Genomic DNA, 25,346 nt, shown 5'->3' on the forward strand with positions numbered 1-25,346 from the left:
ACCATGATCCGTGACATCCTGAAAATGGGTGATGAGCGCCTGTTGCGCATTGCGCCCCCGGTTCCACCGCAAATGTTCGACAGCCCCGAGTTGTGGCAGTTGATCGACGACATGTTCCAGACCATGGAACACGTCGGCGGCGTCGGCCTGGCCGCGCCGCAGGTTGGCGTTGATCTGCAATTGGTGATCTTTGGTTTCGAAAGCAGCGAACGTTACCCGCAAGCCCCGGCCGTGCCGCAGACGATCCTGATCAACCCGTTGATCACGCCGCTGAGTCCGCTGCTGGAAGAGGGCTATGAAGGTTGCTTGTCGGTACCGGGCCTGCGTGGAGCGGTGAATCGCTATCAACAGATTCGCTATGAAGGCTTTGACCCCAAGGGCGAACCGATTGTGCGCATTGCCGATGGCTTCCATGCGCGGGTGGTGCAGCATGAATGCGATCACTTGATTGGTCGGTTGTATCCGTCGCGGATTAGCGATTTCAGCAAGTTCGGGTTTATCGAGGTGATGTTCCCCGAGATGGACCCTACGGCTGACGAGTAATCCACTGACACAACGCAGCTCCCAGATTGAGCATGCCCGCTTGAGTTATTTGGCCTGTTTCACAAACCGCAACGTCATCCGGTCCGACTCGCCAACGCTACCTGCTTCGCCTTGGGATCAAGGCCCATGGCAATCATCGGCTTATTGCGTTTGTAGCGCACCAGCCGTTCCGCCAGGGACTGGGGCAGTGGTGTGTCCTGGGTAAAACCCAAGCGTTGATAAAACCCTTCCAGTTCTGGATGACAGAGCAGCCACACGGTGCCCTCGAGGGGCGCAACGGCTTCGCGGATCAATCTTGCCGCTAGTCCCTGACCACGCAGCGATGGGTCGACAAACAACCCGGTCAACCATTGCCCGCCCACCACCGGGCTCAGGCAGAGGCCGGCCACAATTTCGCTGTGTTTGGCCACCCACAACTGTCCGCCCTTGAGGGCTTTCATTGGCGAATGGTGGCGACGGTAAAATTTGTTCAGCAACGGCCAAAGTGGCTCTGCCAACAGATTGATGTGCAACTCGGGCATGGTATGTCGACAGGCGTAATCAAGGGCCGAGGATTATAAGTCGGGCAAAGCACCTTCTGCTGGACAATAGGTGTTATACCCCTTGCTACATTCCCTGTAAGTGGAGCACGCATCATGGCCAAAGGCATGGATTCAAAGAAAGCCGCGAAGAAGAAACCGGCAAAGACCGCCGATGAAAAACGCGCGGATAAAAAAGCCAAGAAGTCAGAAACGGGCTTGTTTGGTCATTGATTTGTAGCCGCTGCCCAGGCATGAGGCTGTGATGTGGTCCTGCTTCCCCATCGCTGCTTCGTGGCTCGGTGGCTACAGGTTTTCAGGTCATGGGTTTTCCGCGGCCAGCGCAGCAACTACCGCTGGACGCCTGCCGACCCGCTGCTGAAACTTCGCCAACGCCGGCCACTTTTGTAGATCAATCTCAAAAAACGCCGCCCAGCGCAGCACCACAAACAGGTAGGCGTCTGCCACCGTGAATTGTTCTCCCAATAAGTAAACCTGGTGCTCCAATGCCTGCACCAGAATCGTAAAACGCTTGAATAACGTGACCTTGAACAGCGTCTTGACCTCCTCCGGGATGGCCGCGTTGAACAACACTCCCAGGCCCCCATGAATCTCGCTGCAAACAAAGTTCAGCCACTCCTGTAAGCGTACGCGCTCCCAGCTGCCATTGGCCGGGGCCAGTCCGGTGTGCGGCACCAGGTCTGCCAGATACTGCAAGATCGCGGCGCTCTCGGTCAGTACCTCTGCGTTGTCCAATTGCAATGCCGCCACGTAGCCCTTGGGGTTGATCTGCAAAAAATCGTCACCGTTGGCGGTGATTTTTTTTTGGTTGTCGACGCGGATCAGTTCAAACGGCAGAGACAGTTCGCGCAACACGATGTGAGCGGCCAGGGAGCAGGCATTGGGAGAGTAATACAACTTCATCGGGAGACTCCTTCGGGGTTTACGCCAGTTTTGCGGGTATGGCACCGTAGGTAAAATTAATCCTTAAGATCTTATCCATAAGGAAAGCTACTGGATGATGAATCTGATGCACTGGCGTCTCCTGGTCGCTGTGGCCGATAACGGCAGTATCACGGCGGCAGCCGAGCGAGTTGGCATGACTCAATCCGCCGCGAGCCAGGCCATGGCCGCTATGGAAGCTGCCCTGGGTGCCCAGTTGTTCGCCCGTGAAAGCCGTCGTACCTTGCCCACGGCGTTGGGCCTACAAGTGATCGAGCAGGCGCGGGTGATGCTGGCGGCCTTGCAAACCATCCGTCAAACCGTGGACGAGTCCAGGCCCATGTTGCGCGGAACCATTCGCCTGGCGAGTTTCCCCATGGTACTGGCGGCGTTCCTGCCGCCCCTGCTGCGGCGTTTCAACCAGTTGTATCCCGGTATCGAGGTGACGGCCCTCGAGGTCAGTGACGATGAGGTCAATACCTTGCTCGACGCGGATTTGATCGACCTCGGTGTGGTGCTCAACCCCAGCCCCGAGCGCAAGGCCACGGTGCTGGGGCGGGATAATTGGGTGGCGGTGCTGCCAATGGACCACCCGTTTTCCCGTCGTCCGGTCGAGGCGCCGGTTGAGTTGGAAGCATTGCTTGGGCAACCCTTTGTACTGGCCACCGGCGGCTGTACTGTCAATGCCCGTAGCCTTGCGGCTGAAGCCGGGCTGCAACTGCATGACATTCGCGTGGAAGTGAGGGAGTGGAACAGCGCTTTCAGCCTGGTACGCGAAGGCGTCGGCGTGACCCTGGTGCCCGAGATGACCCTGCCTGCCCAGCGCCAGGGCTTGCGCGTCATGGCGCTGGCCTGTCCGGTGCACCGCGAATTTGCCTTGGTCACCTCACGCACCCGGGAACCCTCGGCTGCCGTGAATGCGTTGTTACAAATGATGGCTAATTAATGGCCTTGCATGGCGCCAAGCGCTGACTATGCTCATTCGAAAGTACTACGGTCTCTGCCATGTGAAGTGTCACGGGAGTTTTTTCCATAGTGGCACATAGGTACTATGGCGGCCGTGGATGCATTGAGCGCGCACTTCAAGGCGCCAGGAAAAAGGAACGTTGGGTTAAATGGATTTTATTTTGCAGGTTCAAGCGGGTCCCGGAAGGGGCCTTCAAGACAAGGATGACTTGATAAGCGTGTTGCCCCACTAACCATCCTTTCTGTCACCTGACCTGTCTCTGGACGGCTGCGGTTGTCTGTTTTTTTGGCACGCGGTACAGAGGAAAATCCAAGAACCTACCGTTATTCAAAGACAGCGCTGAAGGTGCCCCGAACATGTTTAACCGTCGACACAAATCCGACCTGCTGGAAATCGAGCGTTATGCCAGCGCGCTGACCGAAACCAACGCCAAGCTGGCTGCTATCAGCCGATCCATGGCGATGATCGAGTTCGATCGTGACGGTGTGGTGCTCAACGCCAATGAAAGTTTCTGCAAAGCCATGGGCTATGGTGCGCAGGAGATTCGTGGCAAACATCACCGGATTTTCTGCGAGGAGTCCTTCTACCGCAGTGCTGCCTACAGCAAGTTATGGAGTGACCTGGCTCGGGGCGAGCCCATCAGCGGTACCTTCATGCGCTTGAACAAAAGCGGTCAGGAGGTGTGGCTTGAGGCCAGTTATATGCCGGTGTTGGGGCCCGACAACCAAGTGCAAAGTGTGATCAAGGTGGCCTCGGACATCTCGGCGCGGGTACACCGCGAACATGAAAACCAGAGCATGATCGACGCCATCGGCCGCTCCATGGCGATGATCGAATTCACTGCGCAGGGCGAGATCCTCAATGCCAACGATAATTTCCTGAAGACAGTGCAATACTCCCTCAACGAAGTCGTCGGCCAGCACCACAGCCTCTTCTGCCATCGCAGCGAAACCGATTTACCGGCCTACAAGGCATTTTGGGCATCGCTCAATCGCGGCGAATATCACTCCCATCGCTTTGAACGCAAAAACAAGTACGGGCAGACAGTATTCCTCGAAGCCTCCTACAACCCGATCTTCGATGCCAGCGGGCGGTTGTACAAAGTGGTGAAGTTTGCCAGTGACATTACCCATCAAGTCACCACCCTGCGCACCGCCGCCGAATCGGCCCACAGCACGTCGGTGCAAAACGACGCCTGCGCCCGCAAGGGGTCGCAAGTGGTGCAGCAAACCGTGCAGATCATCGAAGAAATTTCCCGTGACCTCAACGAGGCGGCGCTGAGCATCGATGCGGTCAGCAAGCAGTCGGACATCATCGGCAAGATAGTCCAGACCATTCGTGGCATCGCGGACCAGACCAACCTGCTGGCACTCAACGCCGCAATTGAAGCGGCCCGTGCCGGTGAACATGGCCGAGGCTTTGCGGTAGTGGCCGATGAGGTACGCAGCCTCGCGGCGCGTACCAGCCAGGCGACGGTGGAGATTGTCGAGGTGGTGCGCAAGAACCACGACCTGTCGCTGAGCGCGGTGTCGAGCATGAAATCGAGCCTGAGTCGCACCGGGTTGGGGGTGGAGCTGGCTAATGAGGCGGGGCAGGTGATCCTGGAGATTCAGGAAGGCTCACGGCATGTAGTGGATGCGATCAGTCAGTTCAACTCGACGCTGCAACTGCAGTAACCGATCTACTGGATAACCACGATAAAAGTGTGGGAGTGGCGCCGTCACTCCTACACTTTTAAGCTGTGTTTACCGTTGTCTGGCAACGCGGCTAGTGGGCAATATTCTCCAGCGCCAGGTTGCGGGTGCGCGGGCCGAACCAACCGATGGTGATCATCACGATCAACATGCTGCTGGCGATAAACGCCAACACGCCCGGCGTGCCCAGATGTTCCAGGAAAAAGCCGATCAACAGGCTGCTGAACACCGTGGACAAGCGGCTGAACGAATAGCAGAACCCCACCGCCCGGGCGCGGATGTTGGTGGGGAACAGTTCGCTTTGATAGGAGTGGTAACTGAAGCTCAGCCAGGCGTTGCAGAAGGTGATCATTACCCCACACACCACCAGCCCTAGGGCGCTGCTTTGCAAGGCGAACAGACTGCCGAAGATCATCGCGCCCATGGCCGAGCCGACGATCTGCCATTTGTTCTCAAAGCGGTTGGCGACCTTGATGAACAACAGTGGCCCCAGCGGATAGGCCAGGGTGATGATGAAGGCGTACATCAAACTGTGGGTCACGCTCACACCCTGGCCCGAGAGCAGTGCCGGCAACCAATTGCCGAAGCCGAAAAAGCCGATGGCCTGGAACACATGAAACACAATCAGCATCAACGCCCGACGGCGGTACGGCGGTTGCCAGATATCGGCAAAACGCCCGCTGCCCTGGACGCTGACCGCCTCAGGCTCCGGCTCATCCAATGGCTTGCCGTGATCCTTTTGGCAGCGCGCTTCCAGGTTGTCCATGATCTGCCCGGCTTCGGTAAAGCGGCCTTTTTGCGCCAGCCAGCGCGGCGACTCCGGCAGCCTTGCGCGCAGCCACCAGATAAACAAGGCAAACACCGCACTGGCCAACACCACCCAGCGCCAGCCAGAGATCCCGAACGGTGCCTGGGGCACTAGCCACCACGACATCAACGCCACCGCCGGTACCGACAAAAACTGCACGAAAAACGCAAAGGCAAACGCCGAGCTACGCATGCGCTTGGGCACCAGCTCCGAGAGGTACGCGTCGATGGTCACCAACTCGATACCCAGGCCGATGCCCACTAGAAAGCGCATGCAGATAATCCCCAGCGCCGAACTCTGGATGCCCATCAACACCGTGGCGACGGTGTACCAGATCAACGCAAAGGTGAAGATCGTCCGCCGACCCAAACGGTCGGCAATCGGGCTGAGCAGGCTAGCACCGAGAAACAGCCCAAGGAAGGTCGCCGAGGCAAACGCTGCCTGGTCGGAGAAGCCAAACACCCCTTGGCTACCGGTGTGGAAAATGCCGTCGCTGATCAGGCCAGGGCTGATATAAGCGGTCTGGAACAGGTCATACAGCTCAAAAAAACCGCCAATCGACAGCAACGCCACGAGACGCCACACGCTGGCAACGGCGGGCAAGCGGTCAATGCGCGCGCTGATATGAGCGGCGCGGATCGGGTCGATGGCGTCTGGGGTAGAGAGTGAAGGCATGAGGGGACATTCCAGGTAGTGAGCTGGAATCTTAGCTTGCTATCGGAAATCAGCGCTTGTGAAGTTTGAGGGTTTCACCGGCATATTCGCTGAATTATTGCCGGTAGCTTTTGGATTTCAGGATTTTATGGTTCCAGGGGGGTCAATAAGTGATCAGGTCCAGGCGCTTGAAGCGGTTGTTGAATAGGTGAGCAATACATTGAGTCCTGAGTAATCCTTAGTTGTGTCCGTCGAGGGCGAAGGTCTGGAAGCCTGGGCGTTGGCTAAGCTTTTCGTAGTAGGTGCTGACAGCAGGGTAGGACGGGTGCTCCATAGGCGTCATCCGCCAGCGGTGTACCGACAGGCCGATGAGGATGTCGGCGAGTGTGAAATCATTGCCGGCCACATAGGCGTTGGTTTTTGCCAACTGTTGTTCCAGCAAACCCATCTTGTCGTTCCAGCCGCGCACGCCGTCGGCGAGGCGTTGGGGGTCCTGGAAGTCCGGATTTTTGCGCACCCGTGCGTGGAATACATAGCCCCAGGAGGGGTTGAGCTCGGTGGCTTGCCAGTCCATCCACTGCTCGACCTTGGCCCGTGGCCCTGGCTCGGCGGGCAGCAAGTCATGACGTTGGTGCAGGCCAACCAGATAGCGGCAGATGGTATTGGATTCCCACAGCACGCCGTTTTCATCGAGGATCACCGGTACCTGGGCGTTGGGGTTCAGGGCCAGGAATTCGGGTGACTGGGTGGGCGTGAAACCGATGCCCCAGTCTTCACGCTCGTAAGGGATACCCAATTCCTGGCAGGTCCAAAGGACTTTTCGCACGTTGATGGATGAGGTGCGACCCAAGACTTTCAGCGAATGGCCCATGGTGCTTCCCTGGCAATGATGAATTGGCAGCGGGCAATTTAGCAGGGGCCAGGAGGAACGGCGAGACATGATCGTTAGCTGCGTGGTGTTTCCTGGTCCACCAGCTTGCTCATCCTGTAGCCGCTGGCGCAGCCTGCGATCGGCTGCGATCGGCTGCGCAGCAGTCGTTTGGGTCTTGAAATCGCTGAAGGTCCTGCGGCCCTTATCGCAGCCTCGTGCCTCGACAGCGGCTACAAGGACCGCGCCGATCCCCTGTAGCCGCTGGCGTAGCCTGCGATCGGCTGCGCAGCAGACGCCTGGGGCCTTGAGATTGCTGAAGGTCCTGCGGCCCTTATCGCAGCCTCGTGCCTCGACAGCGGCTACAAGGACCGCGCCGATCACCTGTAGCCGCTGGCGTAGCCTGCGATCGGCTGCGCAGCAGACGCCTGGGGCCTTGAGATTGCTGAAGGTCCTGCGGCCCTTATCGCAGCCTCGTGCCTCGACAGCGGCTACAAGGACCGCGCCGATCCCCTGTAGCCGCTGGCGCAGCCTGCGATCGGCTGCGCAGCAGACGCCTGGGGCCTTGAGATTGCTGAAGGTCCTGCGGCCCTTATCGCAGCCTCGTGCCTCGACAGCGGGCGGCTACAGGAACCAGGGTGTTCTTGAGGCGGCGGCCATCACAGGCAAGTCAGCTCCCGCATTGGCCGAGTTTGGCCGTCAGCTACTCTCGCGCACTTTCAACTCAAACCCCATGTCCACCACCGGCTTGGCAATCTTGTTGCCCGCCATCAGCGTCAGCAAATGTTCCGCTGCCCGTTTGCCGATGGCTTCGCGCGGCGTGCTGATACTGCTCAGCCGCGGCACCATGAAGGAGGAAGAGGGCAGGTCGTTGAAGCCCAGCACTGCCACGCGTTCCGGCACTTTGATTCCATGGCGCAGGGCTTCCAGGAGGGCACCCTGGGCCAGGTCGTCGTTGCCGAAGAAGATCGCATCCACATCCGGATGGCTGGCCAGCAATTGCAGGAACAGTTCGCCGCCCAGGCCCACCGACGACGGGCGTGGTGTCAGCAGTTCCAGGGCCGGGTCGTACAGGCCGGCCTGTTGCAGGGCACGACGAAAGCCTTCGCCGCGCAACAGAGTGCGTTGGTCCAGTTGCGCGCCGATATAGGCCAGGCGTTTGCGGCCCCGAGAAATCAGGTGCGCAGCTGCGGTTTCGCCGGCGCTGGTTTGCGAGAAACCGACACAGTTGAGGCCGGCGCCGGGGTCCAGGTCCATCATATACACGCATGGCACATTGCTGGACTCGACCATGCGTCGTGCGCTTTCGGTGCGATCAAACCCGGTCAGTAGCAAGCCCCGTGGCTGATAGGCCATGTAGTTGCGCAGCAGGTTTTCTTCTTCATCCCGGGAATAGTGAGTGTTGCCGATCAGTACTTCGAAGCCCTTGGGCCGTAGTACCTGATGAATCGCTTCCAGGGTTTCGATAAACAGCAGGTTGGACAGCGACGGCACCAGCACCACCACCGACTGGCTCTGGGCCGAGGCCAGGGCGCGGGCGGCGGGGTTGACCACATAGCTCAGTTCGGCGGCGGCTTTCTGGACTTTTTCCACCAGTTCGGTGGCCACGGTGCTGATGCCACGCAGTGCCCTGGAGGCGGTAATCGGACTGACGCCAGCCAGGCGGGCGACTTCATTCAGGGTAGGGCGTCCCGTCGTGCGGGTATTTTTATCGTTCTTGGGAGTCATCAGGCGGCTTGCCAAACAAAAATCGAGGCACTAAGGTAGCGCTGTCTCCAGAAGCCTGCAAATCCTTGAACATCGAGTTGCCTGATTCGCGTTCAAGTTCTTGGAGAGGATGCACGCGTCACTCCATAAAAATGACAAGACGGCGCGGGAAAAGCCTGTTTTTGCACTAGCCTTAGGGCTGGCAAAGGTAGCGCTATCTGCGTCCTGAGGTGTTTCATGAGTCAACCTGTTACCGCCCTGGTCATCATGGGTGTTTCCGGCTGTGGCAAGTCCAGCGTCAGCGAGGCCCTGTGCCAGTTGAACGGCGCCACCGCTATCGAAGGCGACAGCTTTCACCCGGCCGCCAATATCGAAAAGATGAGTGCCGGCCATCCGCTCAATGACGACGATCGTGCCGGCTGGCTCGATATTCTGTGTGATGAACTGCGCCGCTCGCTTAAAGCCGGCCAGCATCCGGTCCTCACCTGCTCAGCCCTCAAGAAAAAATACCGCGATCACTTGCGCGAAGCTGCGCCAGGGCTGGCTTTTGTCTTCCTCGAACTGACCCGTGAGGTCGCTGCCGAGCGTGTTTCCCATCGCCCGGGCCATTTCATGCCAGCGAGCCTGCTCGACAGCCAGTTCGCCACCCTCGAATCCCCGGTGGGCGAGCCGCTGACCCTGGCCTTGAACGCCAGCGAAGACAGTGTTGAGGAACTGGCCAGACAAACCAACGTTTGGTGGCTGAAACACGGCTTTGAACCCATCAAATAATGGTTTGCCGGAAAAGATAGCGCTATCTGCCGGCATGAAATTCAACACCCGCTTTAATAACAACAACAAACAGGAGAGACCCCCATGTTTGGCATGTCCCATGAGTCCTATCTGCTGCTAGATGCAGTGGTTACCATTATCGGGCTGATCGTTTTGATCACTCGGTTCAAAGTCCACCCGTTTATTGCGTTGATCATCGCCGCAGGCTTTCTTGGCCTGACCTCGGGCATGCCTGTGGACAAGATCATCAAAGCCTTCCAGGACGGTTTCGGCGGGGTGCTCGGCTTTGTCGGGATTATCCTGGCGCTGGGTACGATGCTCGGTAAGATGATGGCCGAATCCGGCGGCGCCGATCAGATCGCCCAGACCCTGATTCGCGCCTTTGGCAAGGAGCGGGTGCAGTGGGCGATGATGTTCGCTGCGTTCCTGGTAGGCATTCCGTTGTTCTTCGAGATCGGCTTTGTACTGCTGATCCCGCTGGTGTTTATCGTCGCCCGGCGTACCGGCGTGTCGCTGATCAAGATCGGCATCCCATTGCTCGCCGGCCTGTCGGCGGTCCACGGCCTGGTGCCACCGCATCCGGGCCCACTGTTGGCGATTGGCGTGTTTGGTGCCGACATCGGTAAAACCATTCTCTATGGCCTGATCGTTGCGCTGCCGACGGCCATCATCGCCGGCCCGCTCTACGGTACGTTTATCTCCAAGTACATTCCGGGCAATCCGTCACAGGAACTGGTGGACCAACTGGCTCGCGAGTCGGACTCCAGCACCCTGCCAAGCTTTAGCGTGACCCTGATCACCGTGCTGCTGCCGGTGTTCCTGATGCTGCTGAAAACCTTTGCCGACATTGCCCTGCCAGACGGCCATATGGCACGCAACTGGATGGACATGATCGGCCACCCTATCAGCGCCTTGCTGTTGGCGTTGCTGTTGTCGCTGTACACCTTCGGCCATCGCCAGGGTATTGGTTCCAAGCAGATTCTCAAATTGCTGGACGCCAGCCTGGCGCCGACCGCGGCGATCATCCTGATCATCGGTGCCGGTGGCGGTTTCAAGCAGATGCTGGTGACCAGCGGTGTGGGTGACGTGATCGGCCATATGGCGGTGACGGCGCAGATCAACCCGATCCTGCTGGCATGGCTGGTGGCGGCGGTGATTCGCATAGCGACCGGTTCGGCGACCGTGGCAACCATTACCGGCGCGGGCATCGTGGTGCCAGTAGTCGGCATGGTACCGGGCGTGAACCTGGAACTGCTGGTGCTGGCGACAGGGGCGGGCTCGTTGATTCTGTCTCACGTCAACGATGCAGGATTCTGGTTGGTGAAGCAGTACTTCAACATGACCGTGGCCGAGACGTTCAAGACCTGGACGGCGATGGAGACCATTTTGTCCATCGTGGCGCTGGGCTTCATCATGTTGCTGTCACTGGTGGTCTAGACCCTGAAAAACTGTAGGAGCGAGAGGGACGCCTCGCTCCTACAGTGGGTCGGTCGGGCGTCAGGCTTTCTGGGCTAACCCATCGGCCTTGAACATCCCGCGAATTCCCCGCACAGCCTGGCGAATCCGGTCCTGGTTCTCGATCAGCGCAAAGCGCACATGGTCATCGCCGTACTCACCAAAGCCGATGCCCGGCGACACGCACACCTTCGCCTCCTGCAGCAGTTTCTTGGCAAATTCCAGTGAGCCCATCTCTGCATAAGCCTGGGGAATCTTCGCCCAGACGTACATCGACGCCTTGGGGTTTTCGACCATCCAACCCAGCTCATGCAGGCCCTTGACCAGCACGTTACGACGCTGGCGATACTGCTCGGCAATGTCCTTCACGCACTGTTGATCGCCTTCCAGCGCCGCAATCGCTGCCACTTGCAGCGGGGTGAAAGTGCCGTAGTCGTGGTAACTCTTGATCCGCGCCAGGGCGTTGACCAGTTCCGGGTTGCCGACCATGAAACCAATACGCCATCCAGCCATGTTGTAGCTCTTGGACAGGGTGAAAAACTCCACTGCAATGTCCTTGGCCCCTGGTACCTGCATGATCGAGGGGGCTTTCCAGCCGTCGTAGACGATGTCGGCGTAGGCCAGGTCATGCACCACCAGCACGTCGTACTGTTTGGCCAGGGCGATCACCCGCTCGAAGAAGTCCAGCTCCACGCACTGGGCGGTGGGGTTGGACGGGAAGCCGAGGATCATCATTTTCGGCTTGGGGATCGAGCCGCGAATCGCCCGCTCCAACTCGGCGAAAAAGTCCACGCCCGGGATTAGCGGCACCGAGCGCACCTGGGCGCCGGCAATCACGGCACCGTAGATGTGAATCGGGTAACTGGGGTTGGGTACCAGTACGGTGTCGCCCTGGTCGAGGGTGGCCAGCATCAAGTGCGCCAGGCCTTCCTTGGAGCCGATGGTGACGATGGCCTCGGTCTCAGGATCGATATCCACTTCATAGCGGTCCTTGTACCAGTGCGAAATAGCCCGGCGCAGACGCGGAATGCCTTTGGAGGTGGAGTAGCCGTGGGTGTCTTCACGTCGGGCGACGGTCACCAGTTTCTCCACAATATGCGGGGGAGTCGGGCCGTCGGGGTTGCCCATGCTCAAGTCGATGATGTCTTCGCCACGACGACGGGCGGCCATCTTCAGCTCGGCTGTGATGTTGAACACGTAAGGGGGGAGTCGATCTATGCGCGCAAAGCGGCGCGGCGAACCAAGGTCTGCCATTGTTGCCTCGAAGTACGTAAGCGCCCGGAACCGTCCGAGCGACGTCGGCCACTGCGGTGGCCTGCGAGGCAGACAATACGGGCGATGATGGCCCGTTGTCCAGATGGTGCAGGAAAAATTTCTGCATGGAGCGATGTGTGGATATGCCCCTATACTCGATGCGGGTTTGTGCCCTCATCGAAGGAGACTGTTCAGATGGATCAACAGACAAAACTACCGCTGCAACCGCGCCTGGAAGAGGGCAAGGCTCTGGTAATCGCAGGCGTCGGCGGCCGTTACGGCAAGGCCACCCAGGGGGATATTCCCCGGTTGTGGGAATTGTTCGACACCTGCATCAAGGACATCAAAAAGCGCGTGGGCGGCGTGACTTATGGCGTGTGCTACAACACCAATCACGGTGAGTTCGACTACCTCGCCGGTGTTGAAGTACCGGCCAAGGGCGACGTGCCGAGTAACTTCGAGTCCATCGAAATCCCGGCTCATCACTATGCGGTGTTCCCTCACTACGGCCCGGTGCAGGCGCTTGCGCAGACGTATGAGCGAATCATGTTCGAGTGGCTGCCGCACTCCGGGTACGCGATCGCCGGCCCTGATTTCGAGCGTTATAGCGCAGACTTTGATGTGGGGAAGGGCACGGGTACGGTGGAAGTCTGGTTGCCTGTCGAAGCAACGGTGGCATAACCCTGACCTTGGGCGCGAGTAAGCTCGCTCCCGATCATATTATCCATAGATGAGTGTATGAGTCAGGCCGATAGGCATAGGTATCTATTCCTGTAGCCGCTGGCGCAGCCTGCGATCGGCTGCGCAGCAGTCGCCAGTACCAGGGCTTCAGACGTTGTGTAGATACCTGTGGTCGATAGGGCTAGCCACCAAAACTGCGCTGGTAGTCCTGTGCGGACTTGCGAAGCGCTTGGGCAACATTGGGAGCTTGTCGGCAATAGTCGTCTTCGCGCTTGAGAACAGTCTCAAGGGCCTGGAGCAGATTCCGGATACGCTCCTCGGGGTTCTCGATATCGCAGGTTTTCGCAAAATCGAGGATGCCCAGGCGTTAAGCAAACCCGCTGGCGCATTGAACGAACCTGACTGCCGACTTGTTGAGGGATAACTGAAAAATCCATGTCGCGTAACCATTACTTTATGCATGTTAAGTCATGCATGCGTTACCTGGATTTCCTGTCAAGCGCGCCCTGACCAAATACCAGCGCCAGCCGACGCTCATACCCAACCCGCCCCTTGTAAGCCTCACCGCTATCCACCCACCCCAACTGTAAATACAACCCCATCGCCGCCACATTGTCATGGTCCACCGATAATTCCAGCGCCTTGATCTGTGGCCACGCCAGCCGCGCAGCGGCGGGTAATGCTTGCAGGCAGGCCTTGCCGAATCCTTGCCCCTGTTTGCTGCGATCGACTTGCAGGGCGTGCAGGGTGGCGCTGTGCTCGTCGGCCCAGTGGGGCAGGCAGGGAGGGCGTTTGAGTAGGAGGAAAGCCACGGGGATGTCATCGGCCAGCAGGGCGAAGCCCTTGACGCCTGGGCTGGGGTTGACCAGCAGGGTGTTCAGTGCGCAGTAGATATCGCCGGAAAAAGACAGCTGTTCGGGGTGGACTTCGAGGGCACGGAGTTGCTGTTGTTGGGCAGCGGTCAGCGTCTCATAGGCAACAAGGCGGGTTTCCATTGGTGGGGCATCCAGGTTCCTACAGAGAGGTCGCAAATTCTAGCCGGTTTGTTGCGCCCGCATTTATTTTTTGCGAGCGTGTCGATTTGTCGATGGCCCACTCGACTAAGGGTGTCTTCAGTGATTTTTCCCACAGGAGTATCGCCATGAACACCCAGGTTAAAACCGATATCAGCACCTTGATCAACGATTGGCAGCAAGCGGTGGTCACCAAGGACATCAACCGCATCGTCAGCTTCTATGCCGACGACATTGTTGCCTTCGATGCTGTGAGCGCCCTGCAATTCAAGGGCAAGGCCGCTTACCGCGCCCATTGGGAAGAGTGCATGAAGGTGTGCCCCGGCCCAGGTATTTTCGACTTTCATGAACTGCACATCGTGCCGGCTTCCGACAGTGCCTTCGCCCATTGGCTGGCGCACTGTGGCGGTGCCGGGCCGGACGGTGTGGTGAAGGCGTGCTGGATGCGCGTCACTGCGGGTTATCAGCGCATCGATGGGCAATGGAAGGTGGTCCACGAGCACTGGTCTGCGCCTTTTGACATGCAAACCGGGGCAGGCCTGTTCGAGCTGGAACCCTGATCGTCGGGAAAGTCGGCAAATTGTCGATCTGCAGCCATAGTTGATAGTCCGAAAACGGAGAAACGTATGAAATACCTATGCCTGGTCTACAGTGACGAGCAGTTGCTCCACAGCCTGCCCGAAAGCCCCAAGGACCCCGAGTGCTTCGCCTACGCCGAGTTGATCCAGGGCAGTGGGCGGATGCTCGCCGCCGAGGCGCTGGAGTCGGTGCAGACTGCCACCACCGTACGCATGCGTAACGGCAAGTTGTCGATTACCGATGGCCCGTTTGCCGAAACCAAGGAGCAGCTTGCCGGGTTCTACCTGATTGATGCCAAGGACCTGAACGAAGCGCTCCAGGTGGCCGGTGGCATCCCGGCAGCGCGGGTCGGCAGTGTGGAAGTACGCCCGGTGCGTGAATTGAATCTCTGATCACAACAATCATAAGGTTCAGGAGGTTTACCCATGGCTACCCAAGCCCTGGCGGGCGCGCCGCCCGCCGAATTCGAGCTGTCCATCAGCCGCGTGATCGATGCGCCTCGCAGCCGGGTGTTTCGCGCCTGGACGGAGCCGGCCCTGCTGCAAAAATGGTGGGGCCCCCACGGTATGACTACACCGGAGTGCGAAATGAACCTGTGGGTCGGTGGCCTGTTTCGTACCCTGATGCGTGCCCCCGATGGTGCCGAGTACCCGACCCAGGGCGTGTTCCTGGAGATCGTCGCACCCCGCCGGCTGGTGTTTACCGATGCCTACAGCCCGGGCTGGATTCCGTCGAGCAAGCCGTTCATGACCGCCGAAATCACCTTTGAGGAGATTGACGGCAAGACCCTCTACACCGCCCGCGCCATGCACTGGAGTGCCGAAGACAAACAGGCCCATGAGGCCATGGGCTTTCATGACGGCTGGGGGCAGAGCCTGGATCGGCTGGTGATGTTGGTGACCGAAGGCATGCACGATTGACGATCAAGGCCCAGGTCGAGGCGATCTATCGCAGTGAGTCACGGCGCATCCTCGCGACCCTGATTCGCCTGCTCGGCGACTTCGACCTCGCTGAAGAAGCCTTGCACGAGGCGTTCTTCGTTGCGGTCGAGCGCTGGCAGCAGGACGGCGTGCCGGCTAATCCCCGGGCCTGGCTGGTGTCCACCGGGCGCTTCAAGGCCATTGATCGTTTACGTCGGCAGGCCAGGTTTGCCGCATCCCAGGCGGTATTGCTGGCCCAGGCCGAGGAGCTGGAAGAGGCGCAGTGGAGTGATGATGAAGTGGAAGATGATCGCCTGCGCCTGATCTTCACCTGCTGCCACCCGGCCCTGGCGGCGGATGCCCAGGCAGCGCTGACCCTGCGGGAAATCTGCGACCTGACCACCGAGGAAATCGCCCGGGCCTTTCTCGTCACGCCGGCCACCATTGCCCAGCGTATCGTGCGGGCCAAGGGCAAGATCCGCGAGGCGAAGATTCCCTATCAAGTGCCGTCACTGGCCGAATTGTCCGAACGTCTGGACAGCGTGTTGCAGGTGATTTACCTGGTGTTCAACGAAGGCTATTCGGCGTCCATGGGCACCGACCTGACCCGTGAAGACCTGACCCGTGAAGCCATTCGCCTCGGACGGTTATTGCTGGAGCTGTTGCCCGCCGAGCCGGAAGTCATGGGCCTGCTGGCGCTGATGCTGCTTCACGAGTCTCGGCGCCCGGCACGAACCTCGACCAGTGGTGAGTTGGTGCTGTTGGATGAACAGGATCGCTCGCAGTGGGACGCTTCGCTAATTGCCGAAGGCTGCGCCCAGGTGGAGAAAGCGCTGACCACACGGCGCTTTGGGCCTTACTGCCTGCAGGCGGCGATTGCGGCCGTACATGCTGAAGCGCAAAGCGCAGCCGACACTGATTGGCCACAGATTGTCGGGCTTTACGACGTACTGCTAAGAGCAGTGCCGTCACCGGTGATCGAACTCAATCGCGCGGTGGCGTTGGCCATGCGGGATGGACCATTGGCGGGGTTGCAGCAGGTGGACAGGATTTTGAATCGAGGTGAGTTGCTGGATTATCACCTGGCCTATTCGGCGCGGGGGGAGTTTTGTCGGCAGTTGGGAAGGGTGCAGGAGGCGCGGGTCGCGTATGAAAAGGCGTTGGCATTGACGCAACAGGTGCCGGAAAAACGCTTTATCGAGCGGCGTTTGGCCGAACTCTGTCAGTCGGAATAATGAAAGCCTAATGTGGGGCTGTGCTGGATGGCACCAACGCCAGCCCCCTTTGATGTGTCTTGTGAATTACGCCTGCTGCCGCGTCGCCGCCAACACAATTTCCCGAATGCACACATGCTGCGGCTGCTGATAGGCATAGGCAATCGCTGACGCCACATCATCAACACTCAACACCGCCCCGCCCATGTCCTTCTTCCAGGCCTGGTAGCCGGTTTTGATAGCCTCATCGGTAGTATGGCTCAACAGCTCGGTTTCCACCGCCCCCGGCGCAATAGTGGTCACTCGTACATTGTGCGGCGCCAATTCTTCCCGAAGGTTTTCTGAAATCCCGTGGACCGCGAACTTGGTACCCACGTAGGCGACATGATTGGGAAAAGTCTTGCGCCCGGCCACCGAGCTGACGTTGATGATCGTGCCGGCGTTGCGCGCCACCATGCTGGCGGCGACAGCGTGAATACCATTGAGCAAGCCCTTTACGTTGACGTCGAGCATCTGTTCCCACTGCGCAGGATCCTGTTCGCTAATGCTGCCCAGTAGCATCACGCCGGCATTGTTGATCAGCGCGTCCGCCGGGCCAAATTGCGCCTCGGCTTCCTGCACGGCGGCCACCAGTGCTGCACGGTCGGTGATGTCGACACCATGGCTCAAGGTGTTCGGCAACTCTAGGGCGTTGAGCCGATCGATACGCCGGGCCAACAGCAGCAGCGGGTGGCCGGCGGCCGACAGCAAGCGCGCGGTGGCTTCGCCAATGCCGGAGCTGGCCCCAGTGATAATGATCAGTGGCTTGCTCATGTAAGAACTCCTGAAATAAAAAAAACAAATGACTAAAGCGTGGGCGAAGTATATTTAGTCTATTGATGGCTGAAAAATGCCTTATTCCTCTGTCTGTCATCGGTATTATCTATGGATGTCCGTCACCTAAAAGCCTTTCTCGCAGTGTTCGAGGAGCGCAACATCACCGTCGCCGCCCAGCGTCTGTTTATCAGTCAACCGACCTTGTCAGTGACCATCAAGCAATTGGAGGAGGAGCTCGGCGTGGCCCTGTTTGTGCGTCAACCCCGAGGAGTGGAGGTCAGTGATGAGGCTCGGGTGCTATACCCACAGGCCCGGCGCATGGTGGCCGAAGCCGATGCCTTGAGCCGGTTGTTTCGCGGACGAGAGAACCGCATCACCCTGGAGTTGGGGGTTGAGGGCGATATTGGCCACAGCCAGATCGAAACCTTCCTGCGCATGGCCCATCAAGGCTTGCCGGGTTTGCTGCTGACCTTGCAGGAAGGCTGTCAAGGCGAGGGGCGGTTGGCGGTGGAAGAAATGTGCTGCGAGGACGAGTTATTCCTGCCGCTTTGGGAAGAGCCCTACGTCATGGCGCTGCCCGCCGCTCATCCGATGGCCCAAGGCGTAAAAGAGCAGGCCTGGGCGCCGATCGAGGACTGGATCACCTGCCCGCTACATGTTTCCCACCAGCGCCTGATGGCCTTGTACGGGCGTTCGTCCCAGTCAGTGGGCGGGCATGCCGGTTCGTTGACCCAGGCGCTGCATATGGTGGCGGCAGGGGTGGGCGTGGCGATGTTGCCGCAGTCCTTGGCGGCCGGGCGCACAGGCGTGGTCATTCGCCCGTGGCACTTGCCGGCACCGACCCGGCGGGTGGGCCTGTGCTTCGCCGCCCAGGCGCTGGAGTTGCCGGCGTTGCGGGCGCTGCATGAGTACTTCCAGAGCCATCAGCCGCCACAGATCGAAGCAGCTTGAGGGTTACTCGAGCATCTTTTCCAGCAACCAGCTTCCCGCCGGCCCCGGGGGATGTTGGCGTGACCACAAAGCGTCCACCGCCACCGAGCGCGGCCAGCCTCGGACCTTGAGCGGGTGCAGAGTGCCGGCGCCAAAGCGCTCCACCAGCCAGCACGGCAACGGGGCCCAGCCGAAACCCAGTTGTGCCATTTCCATCAACATCAGATAACTGGGCGCCGACCATACCCGGCCCGCGGCGCGGGTTTCATTGGATTTGATGATGCTTGCCAGACGCAGTTCACGGTGTTGCTCCAGAGTCCGCTGGTCGATGCCCTCAAGGCTCGCCAGTGGATGTTTGGGGGAGACGAACAGGGCGATTTCCGTGCGTTCTTCCACCGGTGCACGGGTCAGGTCTGGCGGATATACCTGCTGCATTTCGATAAAGGCAATCTGTGCCCGGCCGCTTTGCACCAGGGCAATCAGGTCTTCGCATTCGGCGATCAGGCATTCCAGTTCCAGGTCCGGATAGCGCTGTTCAAAGGCTGCGATGGCGGTTTCGAAACGCTTGGACTGATAAGTATCGGACATCGCGATACTGAGCTTGGGTTCCAACCCCTGGGACAACTGGCTGGCCGCCAGCTCCAGGCGGTTACTGGCCTCCAACACTTGCTCGGCCCGTTGCAGCAACACATGGCCTGCCGGGGTCAGGGTCGGCTTGCGGCTGCTGCGGTCAAACAGCACCACATCCAAGTCAATCTCCAGGCTCGCCACTGCCGCGCTGACGGTGGACTGGCTTTTGCCCAGTTTGCGCGCCGCGGCCGAAAACGAACCCTGGGTTGCCGCTTGGACAAACGCCTGGAGCACTTCATGGGAAGCCATACTATCGCCCTGGTCGATGGTTAATGGTTATGAAGTATCGGCTTGGAGGGTGATTATGGCAACCATAGTCACTCACGGAGCACGGGTCATGAGCCCTACCAAAACCATCACTGAACGCTTTTTTCAGGCCATCGGCTTCGAGGGCCTGGCCTTGTTGATCTGTACCCCGCTGTTGGTCTGGATCACGGGCAGGCCCGCGCTGGAGATGGGTGCGGTAACTTTGGCCATCAGCATTATGGCGCTGACCTGGAACATTATTTTCAACAGCCTGTTCGACCGTCTCAAGGTGCGCCTGCAACTGAGCAATGGCGGCTGGAGCCGGGTGCTGCACGCCCTGATGTTCGAAGGCGGCCTGATCATTGTCTGTGTGCCATTGATTGCTGCCTGGCTGAACATCAGTCTGATGCAGGCCTTCATCCTCGACATCGGCGTATTGCTGTTCTTCCTGCCGTACACCTTTGTGTACCACTGGGGTTATGACGTGCTGCGGGAGAAGTTTTTGCAGCGGCGAGCGCTGGCAGCGTAGGAGCCAGCGTGCCGGCTCCTGATTCGGCGCGGGACTACAAAAACATCCCACCCGAGGCTTCGACACGCTGCCCGGTGATCCAGTGACCACCGTCGGCCAGCAGGGTGGAAATCGCCCCGCCAATGTCGTCCGGCAGGCCGACTCGACCCAGGGCGGTATTGCTGGCGACAAAGGTATTGAGGTCGGTGTTATCGCGCACCGCGCCACCACCGAAGTCGGTGGCAATCGCACCTGGGGCCAGAGTGTTGACGCTGATACCACGAGTGCCCAACTCCTTGGCCTGGTAGCGGGTCAGCACTTCCACCGCGCCTTTCATCGAAGCGTAAGCCGAATAGCCCGGCAGGCTGAAACGGGTCAGGCCGCTGGAGATGTTGAGGATCCGGCCACCGTCGGCGATCAGCGCCAGCAGGTTCTGTGTCAGGAAGAACGGGCCTTTGAGATGGATGGCGACCATCTGATCGAACTGTTCTTCGCTGGTATCAGCAAAGCTTGCGTGGGCCCCGATACCTGCATTGTTGATCAGGAAGTCAAAGTGATCCTGGGCGAAAACGTTCTTCAGCAAGGTGCCGACCTCGGCGGTAAAGGCTGCGAACGTCGAGCTCTGGCTGACATCCAATTTCAGCATGGCCCCACGGCCACCGAGCTTTTCAATCTGCGCGACCACCGATTGGGCTTCGTCGGCCTTGCTGTGGTAGGTGCCGATAATATCCACGCCTTGTGCCGCCAGGTGCAGTGCAGCGCTTTTGCCCAAGCCGCGACTGGCGCCGGTGATGAGTGCGATTTTACGGGTCATGGTGAAGTCCTCGTAGTGGTGATTGATCGTGGGACTAAGTGTATTTGTACGGTCATTACGTGATAAACAGAGCTGAACCGGATTCACTGACCGGGCAAACCGAACAATCAGGGCCTGGGTCATGAATAAGCTGGAACTGCTGCGTACCTTTGTTCGCGTCTCCGAATTGTCGAGTTTTACCCAAGCGGGCGTGAGCCTTGGCTTGCCACGCTCCACCGTGTCCGAGCATGTCCAGGCCCTGGAAGAACTGCTCGGGGCCCGCCTGTTGCAGCGCACCACTCGCAGGGTCCAGGCGACTCAGGATGGCCGGGTGTTGTATGAGCGCAGCAAGGATTTGTTGTCGCACATGGAGGAACTCGAAGGCCTGTTTCGCCAGGACGAGGCGCAGCTGATCGGGCGAATCCGTATCGATATGCCCAATGTCATGGCCCGTAAACTGATTCTGCCGCACTTGCCTGAATTCATGGATCGACATCCGCTGGTTGAGCTGGAGATCAGCAGCACCGATCGTCAGGTGGATCTACTGGCCGAAGGTTTCGATTGTGTGCTGCGGGTGGGGGCACAGCCGGACCAGTCTGTGGTGGCGCGGCTGTTGTGCAGCATGCCGATGATCAACTGTGCCAGCCCTGCCTACCTGCAACGTTATGGCGTGCCCAAGACCCTGGCCGACCTGGCCAATCACCAGTTGGTGCATTACGTACGCCCGCTGGGCGCGCGCTCGCCGGGGTTCGAGTACCAGCATGGCAACAAGGTGCAGCACGTAGCCATGGCCGGGCGGGTCACGGTCAACAGCACCGACGCTTATCAATCGGCCTGCCTGGGTGGCTTTGGCTTGATCCAGGTGCCGCTGTTGGGGATTGGCGAGTTACTGGCCAGTGGCGAGTTGGTGGCGGTATTGCCTGAGTATCCGGGGCCCGCGTTGGATGTGTCGCTGTTATACGCGGGCCAGCGGCATTTGCCGTTGCGGGTGCGGGTGTTCATGGATTGGCTGGCGGCCACCCTGCAAGGCGCTTTAACGGCGGGATGACAACTGTTGCGGGGCGAGGAAGGCATCGTGGAAGTAGTCCCGGAACGCCTGCATCGCCGGTGTAAACGTACGTTCGCGATGCCAGGCCAGGCCGACACTCATCGGCGTTATTGGGTCAGTTACGCTTACCGTCTCGATGCGCTTGCCCTCCAGGGACCAGGGGCGGTGCACCAGGTCCGACAGAATCGCCACGCCGCTGCCGTTGGCGACCATGCTGCGCACCGCTTCCACCGAGCTGGTACGCAGCCGTACCTTGGGCATTTGCCCGGCTTGTTCCCAGTAGCGCATGGCACTTTGTTCGGCTTCGTCGACGGTCAGGAAGATATACGGTTGCCCGGCCACATCGGCGAGGCTGACGGCGGCGCGTTCGCATAGCGGATGATGGCTGGGCAGCCACAGTCGACGCTCGGAATTAAATAGGGTTTGCGAAACAATGTCCGGGTGGGTGAGGTTGGCGGTGAGGACCACGGCCATGTCGAAGTGGCCGTCCAGCAAACCCTGTTCAATGGCCTGGCGTTCCTGCTCGAAAACCTCGATGGTCACGTCGGGATGCCAGTGCTCCATGCGCTGCAAATGGTGTGGCAGGAAGTAACCGAGCACGGTGTAGCTGGCGGCCACCCGCAGCACACCGCTGGCGCGGTAGTCAGGTAGCGGGCTGTTCAGGGCGTCATCGACACTGCGCACAATCACATAGGCCCGGTTCAGGAAGTGCCGCCCGGCATCGGTCAGGCTCATGCCCTGGGCCGAGCGCACAAACAGTTGCACACCGAGCATGGCTTCCAGCTCCTTGATCGCCGTGGTCACGGCGGATTGGGAGATGTTCAGGTGAATCGCCGCCTGGGAGATCTGGCCGATCTCGGCGGTGGCGACGAAGTAGCGAACCTGGCGCAGGGTGAGGGACATTGAACGCTCCACAGTGATCGTTCCTGCGCACTGGGTGGGAGCGAGCAGTATCTGTTTTTCAGAAGATAGCCTATCTGATAATAGATCTTCCCAAGGGGTCAAGTGACAGCCTAATTTTCATGGCATGAACTTTCGTGGAGTAACCCCGATGCAGGCAGTGGATTTCAATTCGGACATGGGCGAAGGCTTTGGCCCCTGGACCATTGGCGACGGTGTGGATAACGAGCTGATGGCGTTTATCAGTTCGGCCAACATCGCCACCGGCTTTCATGCCGGCGACCCTGGCACCATGCGTCGCACTGTCGAGCGCGCCAAGCAATTGGGGGTGGCTATTGGTGCCCATCCCGGGTTTCGCGACCTGGTGGGTTTTGGCCGTCGCCACATCAACGCGCCGGCCCAGGAGCTGGTGGACGACATGCTCTACCAACTCGGCGCCCTGCGGGAAATCGCCCGGGCCCAAGGGGTTTCCCTGCAACACATCAAGCCTCATGGTGCGCTGTACATGCACCTGGCCCGTGACGAAGAAGCGGCACGCCTGCTGGTGGAAAACCTGCAACTCGTCGAGCCGACGCTGCGCCTGTATTGCATGCCCGGCTCGGTGATCTGGCGCATTGCCCAGGAACTTGGCCAACCGGTAGTGCGAGAGTTTTACGCTGACCGTGAGTACGATCTTTCGGGCTCTATCGTTTTTACCCGCAATGTCCGGGCGCTGGATCCGGCGACCGTCGCCGCGCGGGTGGTGCGTGCTTGCCAGAGCGGTGTGGTGCGGACCGTGGAAGGTGAAGACTTGCCCATCGAATTCGATTCCATCTGCCTGCACAGTGATACCCCCGGCGCCCTTGACCTGGTGGAAGCGACACGGGCGGCGCTGGATCAAGCGGGGATTGAAGTACGCACCCCGCGATAAAAGACACCGGTGCCCAGACACCGGGTTTGCATGATTGTTTGCCTGCCTTTCTACAATGATTCCAAGAGGAACAGACATGGCCGAATCTTCCCCGATCCGCTACAGCTTTGGCGGTGATGAACATCTGTTTGCCGAAGTCAGCGAGAGCATGTCCCTGGAGGCCTTCTTCAAGGGCATGGCGGTCACCCGTGCGGTGGAGCGCCTGGCCCTGGACGGTGTGCTGGACGTTTGCCTGGCCAACGCTTCGTTCCAGATCCGCTTCGACCCGGATCGCATCGCGCCCCATGTGCTGCTTGATGCTGTACAGAGCGCCGAAGCCCAGGCCGTGGCCGAACGTATCTTGCATACACGGATCATCGAAATTCCGGTGCTGTACAACGACCCCTGGACCTTGGAGACCCTGATGCGTTTTCGCGACCGCCATCAAGACCCCAGTGGTACCGACCTGGAGTACGCGGCGCGAATCAACGGCCTGGCGGATGTCGAGGCCTTTATCGCCGCTCATAGTGGTGCGCCGTGGTTTGTCTCGATGGTTGGTTTCGTTGCCGGGCTGCCGTTCATGTTCCAGATGGTGGAGCGCGAGCGCCAGTTACAGGTGCCCAAATACCTGCGCCCGCGTACTGACACGCCGAAGTTGACCCTCGGCCATGGTGGCTGCTTCGGCTGTATCTATTCGGTACGCGGGGCCGGTGGTTACCAGATGTTCGGCGTGACCCCGGCACCCATCTACGACCCGGCGCAGCAGTTGGCTTACCTCAAGGAACACATGGTGTTCTTTCGCCCGGGCGATATCGTCCAGTTCAAAGCCATGGACCGCGAGGCCTATGACGTGGCAATCGCCCAGGTCGAGGCGGGGAGTTTCGACTTGCGCATCCGCCCGGTGGAATTTTCCCTCGATGCCTTTCTCGCCGACCCCGTCGGTTACCCGAAGTCCCTGCAGGAGGCGCTGGCATGATCAAGGTTCTCAAACCCGGCCTCGCCACCTCGGTGCAAGACCTGGGGCGTGAAGGTTACTACCACTTGGGCATTCCACCGTCCGGTGCACTGGATCAGTACGCGTTGAGCGCGGCCAATCACTTGGTGGGCAATCCGGCCGGTGCAGCAGGGTTGGAATGCACGTTGATCGGCCCGGAGCTGGAGTTTCGGCAGGACGCCTTGGTAGCCTTGAGCGGAGCGCTGATGGCTCCGCGACTGGATGGAGAGGTGGTGCATCAAGATACGGCGTTCCAGGTGCGCGCCGGGCAGGTGCTGCGGTTTGAGTTTCCCAAGGCCGGAGCACGGACGTATCTGGCAGTGGCGGGGGGCATAGATGTGCCTTTGGTGCTGGGCAGCCGTTCCACCTATACCCTGGGGGCGTTGGGTGGTTTTGACGGCCGGCGGCTGGCGGAAGGCGACGAACTGCCCATCGGTAGCACCAACGGCAAGGGGCGCGCGGGCAACAGCTTGCCCATGGCCTTGCGTCAATCGGTGGGCGGGGATGTCACATTGCGGGTGGTGCCGGGGCTGTATTACGAACGCCTGACGGCAGCGGCGAAAAGCAGCTTCTTCGCCGAAGCCTGGACCGTCGGCTCGGAAGCGGACCGTATCGGCTACCGTTTCAAGGGCGGCAGCGCCTTGAGTTTTCAGCCACGCGAGCAGCCGTTTGGCGCAGGATCCGACCCCTCGAATATTGTCGACAGCTGTTACCCCATCGGTTCGATCCAGGTACCCGCCGGCCTGGAACCGATTGTGTTACATCGGGACGCGGTATCGGGAGGCGGTTACGCAATGATTGGGACGGTGATCAGTGCCGACCTGGACTTGATCGGGCAGATGCAGCCCAACCAGCGGGCCGGGTTTGTTGCGGTGACGCTAGAGGAAGCGTTGGAGGCGCGGCGGGTGTACAAGAAACGGCTGAAAGTGATGGGTGGGCTCTTCGGGGCCTGACAACATGGCCTTGTAGCCGCTGTCGAGGCACGAGGCTGCGATAAGGGCCGA

At 59.7% G+C, this 25,346-nt stretch carries 26 protein-coding genes and 2 pseudogenes; 17 read left to right on the forward strand and 11 right to left on the reverse strand.

Annotated features, from left to right (window positions below):
* The first annotated feature begins 3 nt into the window (after positions 1-3).
* Positions 4-543, forward strand: a complete 540-nt coding sequence (gene def / locus GIR22_RS23740; RefSeq protein ID WP_154745709.1) for a peptide deformylase — start codon at positions 4-6, stop codon at positions 541-543.
* A 74-nt stretch (positions 544-617) separates the two neighbouring features.
* Here def and GIR22_RS23745 read toward each other — a convergent pair whose 3' ends face one another.
* Entirely contained in the window at positions 618-1,064 is a 447-nt protein-coding gene (locus GIR22_RS23745) for a GNAT family N-acetyltransferase (protein ID WP_154745710.1), read from the reverse strand.
* Between the two features lie 318 nt (positions 1,065-1,382).
* A complete protein-coding gene (gstA, locus tag GIR22_RS23750; protein WP_154745711.1) occupies positions 1,383-1,985 on the reverse strand; it encodes a glutathione transferase GstA in 603 nt (200 codons plus the stop codon).
* A gap of 94 nt (positions 1,986-2,079) precedes the next feature.
* On the opposite strand from gstA, the gene GIR22_RS23755 reads away from it, so the two are divergent.
* The 3 genes and pseudogenes from GIR22_RS23755 to GIR22_RS26815 form a co-directional block, all read left to right on the forward strand.
* Positions 2,080-2,949 carry a LysR family transcriptional regulator gene (locus GIR22_RS23755; protein ID WP_154745712.1) on the forward strand — a complete coding sequence of 290 codons (870 nt, stop codon included), beginning with the start codon at positions 2,080-2,082 and terminating at the stop codon, positions 2,947-2,949.
* Between the two features lie 377 nt (positions 2,950-3,326).
* A pseudogene (locus GIR22_RS26810) lies at positions 3,327-4,100 on the forward strand (PAS domain-containing protein); the annotation flags it as partial.
* 114 nt (positions 4,101-4,214) lie between these two features.
* Positions 4,215-4,646: pseudogene (locus tag GIR22_RS26815) on the forward strand (methyl-accepting chemotaxis protein); the annotation flags it as partial.
* 91 nt (positions 4,647-4,737) lie between these two features.
* On the opposite strand, the gene GIR22_RS23765 reads toward GIR22_RS26815, so the two are convergent.
* The 3 genes from GIR22_RS23765 to gntR all read right to left on the reverse strand — a co-directional run bounded on the left by GIR22_RS23765 (position 4,738) and on the right by gntR (position 8,725).
* Positions 4,738-6,147: an MFS transporter gene (locus GIR22_RS23765; RefSeq protein ID WP_154745714.1), complete on the reverse strand. Its 1,410-nt coding sequence runs from the start codon at positions 6,145-6,147 to the stop codon at positions 4,738-4,740.
* 217 nt (positions 6,148-6,364) lie between these two features.
* Positions 6,365-6,997, reverse strand: a complete 633-nt coding sequence (locus GIR22_RS23770) for a glutathione S-transferase family protein (RefSeq protein WP_154745715.1) — start codon at positions 6,995-6,997, stop codon at positions 6,365-6,367.
* A gap of 696 nt (positions 6,998-7,693) precedes the next feature.
* Positions 7,694-8,725, reverse strand: coding sequence for an HTH-type transcriptional regulator GntR (gene gntR / locus GIR22_RS23775; RefSeq protein ID WP_178122442.1), 1,032 nt, complete (start codon positions 8,723-8,725; stop codon positions 7,694-7,696).
* 213 nt (positions 8,726-8,938) lie between these two features.
* On the opposite strand from gntR, the gene GIR22_RS23780 reads away from it, so the two are divergent.
* Positions 8,939-9,472 (forward strand): gluconokinase, encoded by a 534-nt coding sequence (locus tag GIR22_RS23780; RefSeq protein WP_154745717.1) that lies wholly within the window; start codon positions 8,939-8,941, stop codon positions 9,470-9,472.
* A gap of 84 nt (positions 9,473-9,556) precedes the next feature.
* A complete protein-coding gene (locus tag GIR22_RS23785; protein WP_154745718.1) occupies positions 9,557-10,909 on the forward strand; it encodes a GntP family permease in 1,353 nt (450 codons plus the stop codon).
* 60 nt (positions 10,910-10,969) lie between these two features.
* Here GIR22_RS23785 and alaC read toward each other — a convergent pair whose 3' ends face one another.
* Entirely contained in the window at positions 10,970-12,181 is a 1,212-nt protein-coding gene (alaC, locus tag GIR22_RS23790) for an alanine transaminase (RefSeq protein WP_154745719.1), read from the reverse strand.
* 195 nt (positions 12,182-12,376) lie between these two features.
* Here alaC and GIR22_RS23795 point away from each other — a divergent pair, with 195 nt between their 5' ends.
* Positions 12,377-12,862 carry a GyrI-like domain-containing protein gene (locus GIR22_RS23795; RefSeq protein ID WP_154745720.1) on the forward strand — a complete coding sequence of 162 codons (486 nt, stop codon included), beginning with the start codon at positions 12,377-12,379 and terminating at the stop codon, positions 12,860-12,862.
* A 479-nt stretch (positions 12,863-13,341) separates the two neighbouring features.
* On the opposite strand, the gene GIR22_RS23800 is transcribed toward GIR22_RS23795, so the two are convergent.
* Positions 13,342-13,857, reverse strand: a complete 516-nt coding sequence (locus GIR22_RS23800) for a GNAT family N-acetyltransferase (protein ID WP_154745721.1) — start codon at positions 13,855-13,857, stop codon at positions 13,342-13,344.
* A 146-nt stretch (positions 13,858-14,003) separates the two neighbouring features.
* On the opposite strand from GIR22_RS23800, the gene GIR22_RS23805 reads away from it, so the two are divergent.
* The 4 genes from GIR22_RS23805 to GIR22_RS23820 all read left to right on the forward strand — a co-directional run bounded on the left by GIR22_RS23805 (position 14,004) and on the right by GIR22_RS23820 (position 16,609).
* Positions 14,004-14,435 (forward strand): YybH family protein, encoded by a 432-nt coding sequence (locus tag GIR22_RS23805; protein WP_154745722.1) that lies wholly within the window; start codon positions 14,004-14,006, stop codon positions 14,433-14,435.
* Positions 14,436-14,501: 66 nt separating this feature from the next.
* Positions 14,502-14,846 (forward strand): YciI family protein, encoded by a 345-nt coding sequence (locus GIR22_RS23810; RefSeq protein ID WP_154745723.1) that lies wholly within the window; start codon positions 14,502-14,504, stop codon positions 14,844-14,846.
* Positions 14,847-14,879: 33 nt separating this feature from the next.
* Positions 14,880-15,374 carry an SRPBCC family protein gene (locus GIR22_RS23815; RefSeq protein WP_154745724.1) on the forward strand — a complete coding sequence of 165 codons (495 nt, stop codon included), beginning with the start codon at positions 14,880-14,882 and terminating at the stop codon, positions 15,372-15,374.
* Positions 15,371-16,609 carry an RNA polymerase sigma factor gene (locus tag GIR22_RS23820; RefSeq protein WP_154745725.1) on the forward strand — a complete coding sequence of 413 codons (1,239 nt, stop codon included), beginning with the start codon at positions 15,371-15,373 and terminating at the stop codon, positions 16,607-16,609. Before GIR22_RS23815 ends, GIR22_RS23820 begins: the two co-directional genes overlap by 4 nt.
* A 66-nt stretch (positions 16,610-16,675) precedes the next feature.
* Here the strand turns inward: GIR22_RS23820 and GIR22_RS23825 are convergent, their stop codons facing one another.
* Positions 16,676-17,401 carry an SDR family oxidoreductase gene (locus GIR22_RS23825; protein WP_154745726.1) on the reverse strand — a complete coding sequence of 242 codons (726 nt, stop codon included), beginning with the start codon at positions 17,399-17,401 and terminating at the stop codon, positions 16,676-16,678.
* A 111-nt stretch (positions 17,402-17,512) separates the two neighbouring features.
* Here GIR22_RS23825 and GIR22_RS23830 point away from each other — a divergent pair, with 111 nt between their 5' ends.
* The gene (locus tag GIR22_RS23830) at positions 17,513-18,355 is read left to right on the forward strand and encodes a LysR family transcriptional regulator (protein WP_154745727.1); all 843 of its coding nucleotides are present in this window, start codon (positions 17,513-17,515) and stop codon (positions 18,353-18,355) included.
* A 3-nt stretch (positions 18,356-18,358) separates the two neighbouring features.
* On the opposite strand, the gene GIR22_RS23835 is transcribed toward GIR22_RS23830, so the two are convergent.
* Positions 18,359-19,213, reverse strand: a complete 855-nt coding sequence (locus GIR22_RS23835) for a LysR family transcriptional regulator (RefSeq protein WP_154745728.1) — start codon at positions 19,211-19,213, stop codon at positions 18,359-18,361.
* A gap of 88 nt (positions 19,214-19,301) precedes the next feature.
* Here GIR22_RS23835 and GIR22_RS23840 point away from each other — a divergent pair, with 88 nt between their 5' ends.
* On the forward strand, positions 19,302-19,739 hold the full coding sequence (locus tag GIR22_RS23840) for a multidrug/biocide efflux PACE transporter (RefSeq protein WP_154745729.1): 438 nt from the start codon (positions 19,302-19,304) through the stop codon (positions 19,737-19,739).
* A gap of 34 nt (positions 19,740-19,773) precedes the next feature.
* On the opposite strand, the gene GIR22_RS23845 is transcribed toward GIR22_RS23840, so the two are convergent.
* Complete coding sequence (locus tag GIR22_RS23845) at positions 19,774-20,532, reverse strand: SDR family NAD(P)-dependent oxidoreductase (protein WP_154745730.1); 759 nt, start codon at positions 20,530-20,532, stop codon at positions 19,774-19,776.
* 121 nt (positions 20,533-20,653) lie between these two features.
* On the opposite strand from GIR22_RS23845, the gene GIR22_RS23850 reads away from it, so the two are divergent.
* On the forward strand, positions 20,654-21,559 hold the full coding sequence (locus tag GIR22_RS23850) for a LysR family transcriptional regulator (RefSeq protein ID WP_154745731.1): 906 nt from the start codon (positions 20,654-20,656) through the stop codon (positions 21,557-21,559).
* Here GIR22_RS23850 and GIR22_RS23855 read toward each other — a convergent pair.
* Positions 21,545-22,462: a LysR family transcriptional regulator gene (locus GIR22_RS23855; protein WP_154745732.1), complete on the reverse strand. Its 918-nt coding sequence runs from the start codon at positions 22,460-22,462 to the stop codon at positions 21,545-21,547. The genes GIR22_RS23850 and GIR22_RS23855 overlap by 15 nt on opposite strands.
* Before the next feature lie 148 nt (positions 22,463-22,610).
* Here GIR22_RS23855 and GIR22_RS23860 point away from each other — a divergent pair, with 148 nt between their 5' ends.
* From GIR22_RS23860 to GIR22_RS23870, 3 genes are all read left to right on the forward strand, one after another.
* On the forward strand, positions 22,611-23,369 hold the full coding sequence (locus tag GIR22_RS23860) for a 5-oxoprolinase subunit PxpA (RefSeq protein ID WP_154745733.1): 759 nt from the start codon (positions 22,611-22,613) through the stop codon (positions 23,367-23,369).
* 76 nt (positions 23,370-23,445) lie between these two features.
* Positions 23,446-24,324 carry a 5-oxoprolinase subunit B family protein gene (locus tag GIR22_RS23865; protein ID WP_154745734.1) on the forward strand — a complete coding sequence of 293 codons (879 nt, stop codon included), beginning with the start codon at positions 23,446-23,448 and terminating at the stop codon, positions 24,322-24,324.
* Positions 24,321-25,295: a 5-oxoprolinase subunit C family protein gene (locus tag GIR22_RS23870; protein ID WP_154745735.1), complete on the forward strand. Its 975-nt coding sequence runs from the start codon at positions 24,321-24,323 to the stop codon at positions 25,293-25,295. The genes GIR22_RS23865 and GIR22_RS23870 overlap by 4 nt, the downstream gene beginning before the upstream one ends.
* Positions 25,296-25,346 lie beyond the last annotated feature (51 nt).

It is taken from the genome of Pseudomonas karstica (assembly GCF_009707515.1).
GTDB classification, from domain to species: Bacteria; Pseudomonadota; Gammaproteobacteria; order Pseudomonadales; family Pseudomonadaceae; genus Aquipseudomonas; species Aquipseudomonas karstica.

What these genes read in the sequence shown, in the direction of transcription:
- def (WP_154745709.1), top strand. Translation starts at nt 4, where the DNA reads ATGATCCGTGACATCCTGAAAATGGGTGATGAGCGCCTGTTGCGCATT.
- GIR22_RS23745 (WP_154745710.1), bottom strand. Translation starts at nt 1,064, where the DNA reads ATGCCCGAGTTGCACATCAATCTGTTGGCAGAGCCACTTTGGCCGTTG.
- gstA (WP_154745711.1), bottom strand. Translation starts at nt 1,985, where the DNA reads ATGAAGTTGTATTACTCTCCCAATGCCTGCTCCCTGGCCGCTCACATC.
- GIR22_RS23755 (WP_154745712.1), top strand. Translation starts at nt 2,080, where the DNA reads ATGATGAATCTGATGCACTGGCGTCTCCTGGTCGCTGTGGCCGATAAC.
- GIR22_RS23765 (WP_154745714.1), bottom strand. Translation starts at nt 6,147, where the DNA reads ATGCCTTCACTCTCTACCCCAGACGCCATCGACCCGATCCGCGCCGCT.
- GIR22_RS23770 (WP_154745715.1), bottom strand. Translation starts at nt 6,997, where the DNA reads ATGGGCCATTCGCTGAAAGTCTTGGGTCGCACCTCATCCATCAACGTG.
- GIR22_RS23780 (WP_154745717.1), top strand. Translation starts at nt 8,939, where the DNA reads ATGAGTCAACCTGTTACCGCCCTGGTCATCATGGGTGTTTCCGGCTGT.
- GIR22_RS23785 (WP_154745718.1), top strand. Translation starts at nt 9,557, where the DNA reads ATGTTTGGCATGTCCCATGAGTCCTATCTGCTGCTAGATGCAGTGGTT.
- alaC (WP_154745719.1), bottom strand. Translation starts at nt 12,181, where the DNA reads ATGGCAGACCTTGGTTCGCCGCGCCGCTTTGCGCGCATAGATCGACTC.
- GIR22_RS23795 (WP_154745720.1), top strand. Translation starts at nt 12,377, where the DNA reads ATGGATCAACAGACAAAACTACCGCTGCAACCGCGCCTGGAAGAGGGC.
- GIR22_RS23800 (WP_154745721.1), bottom strand. Translation starts at nt 13,857, where the DNA reads ATGGAAACCCGCCTTGTTGCCTATGAGACGCTGACCGCTGCCCAACAA.
- GIR22_RS23805 (WP_154745722.1), top strand. Translation starts at nt 14,004, where the DNA reads ATGAACACCCAGGTTAAAACCGATATCAGCACCTTGATCAACGATTGG.
- GIR22_RS23810 (WP_154745723.1), top strand. Translation starts at nt 14,502, where the DNA reads ATGAAATACCTATGCCTGGTCTACAGTGACGAGCAGTTGCTCCACAGC.
- GIR22_RS23815 (WP_154745724.1), top strand. Translation starts at nt 14,880, where the DNA reads ATGGCTACCCAAGCCCTGGCGGGCGCGCCGCCCGCCGAATTCGAGCTG.
- GIR22_RS23825 (WP_154745726.1), bottom strand. Translation starts at nt 17,401, where the DNA reads ATGAGCAAGCCACTGATCATTATCACTGGGGCCAGCTCCGGCATTGGC.
- GIR22_RS23830 (WP_154745727.1), top strand. Translation starts at nt 17,513, where the DNA reads ATGGATGTCCGTCACCTAAAAGCCTTTCTCGCAGTGTTCGAGGAGCGC.
- GIR22_RS23835 (WP_154745728.1), bottom strand. Translation starts at nt 19,213, where the DNA reads ATGGCTTCCCATGAAGTGCTCCAGGCGTTTGTCCAAGCGGCAACCCAG.
- GIR22_RS23840 (WP_154745729.1), top strand. Translation starts at nt 19,302, where the DNA reads ATGAGCCCTACCAAAACCATCACTGAACGCTTTTTTCAGGCCATCGGC.
- GIR22_RS23845 (WP_154745730.1), bottom strand. Translation starts at nt 20,532, where the DNA reads ATGACCCGTAAAATCGCACTCATCACCGGCGCCAGTCGCGGCTTGGGC.
- GIR22_RS23850 (WP_154745731.1), top strand. Translation starts at nt 20,654, where the DNA reads ATGAATAAGCTGGAACTGCTGCGTACCTTTGTTCGCGTCTCCGAATTG.
- GIR22_RS23855 (WP_154745732.1), bottom strand. Translation starts at nt 22,462, where the DNA reads ATGTCCCTCACCCTGCGCCAGGTTCGCTACTTCGTCGCCACCGCCGAG.
- GIR22_RS23860 (WP_154745733.1), top strand. Translation starts at nt 22,611, where the DNA reads ATGCAGGCAGTGGATTTCAATTCGGACATGGGCGAAGGCTTTGGCCCC.
- GIR22_RS23865 (WP_154745734.1), top strand. Translation starts at nt 23,446, where the DNA reads ATGGCCGAATCTTCCCCGATCCGCTACAGCTTTGGCGGTGATGAACAT.
- GIR22_RS23870 (WP_154745735.1), top strand. Translation starts at nt 24,321, where the DNA reads ATGATCAAGGTTCTCAAACCCGGCCTCGCCACCTCGGTGCAAGACCTG.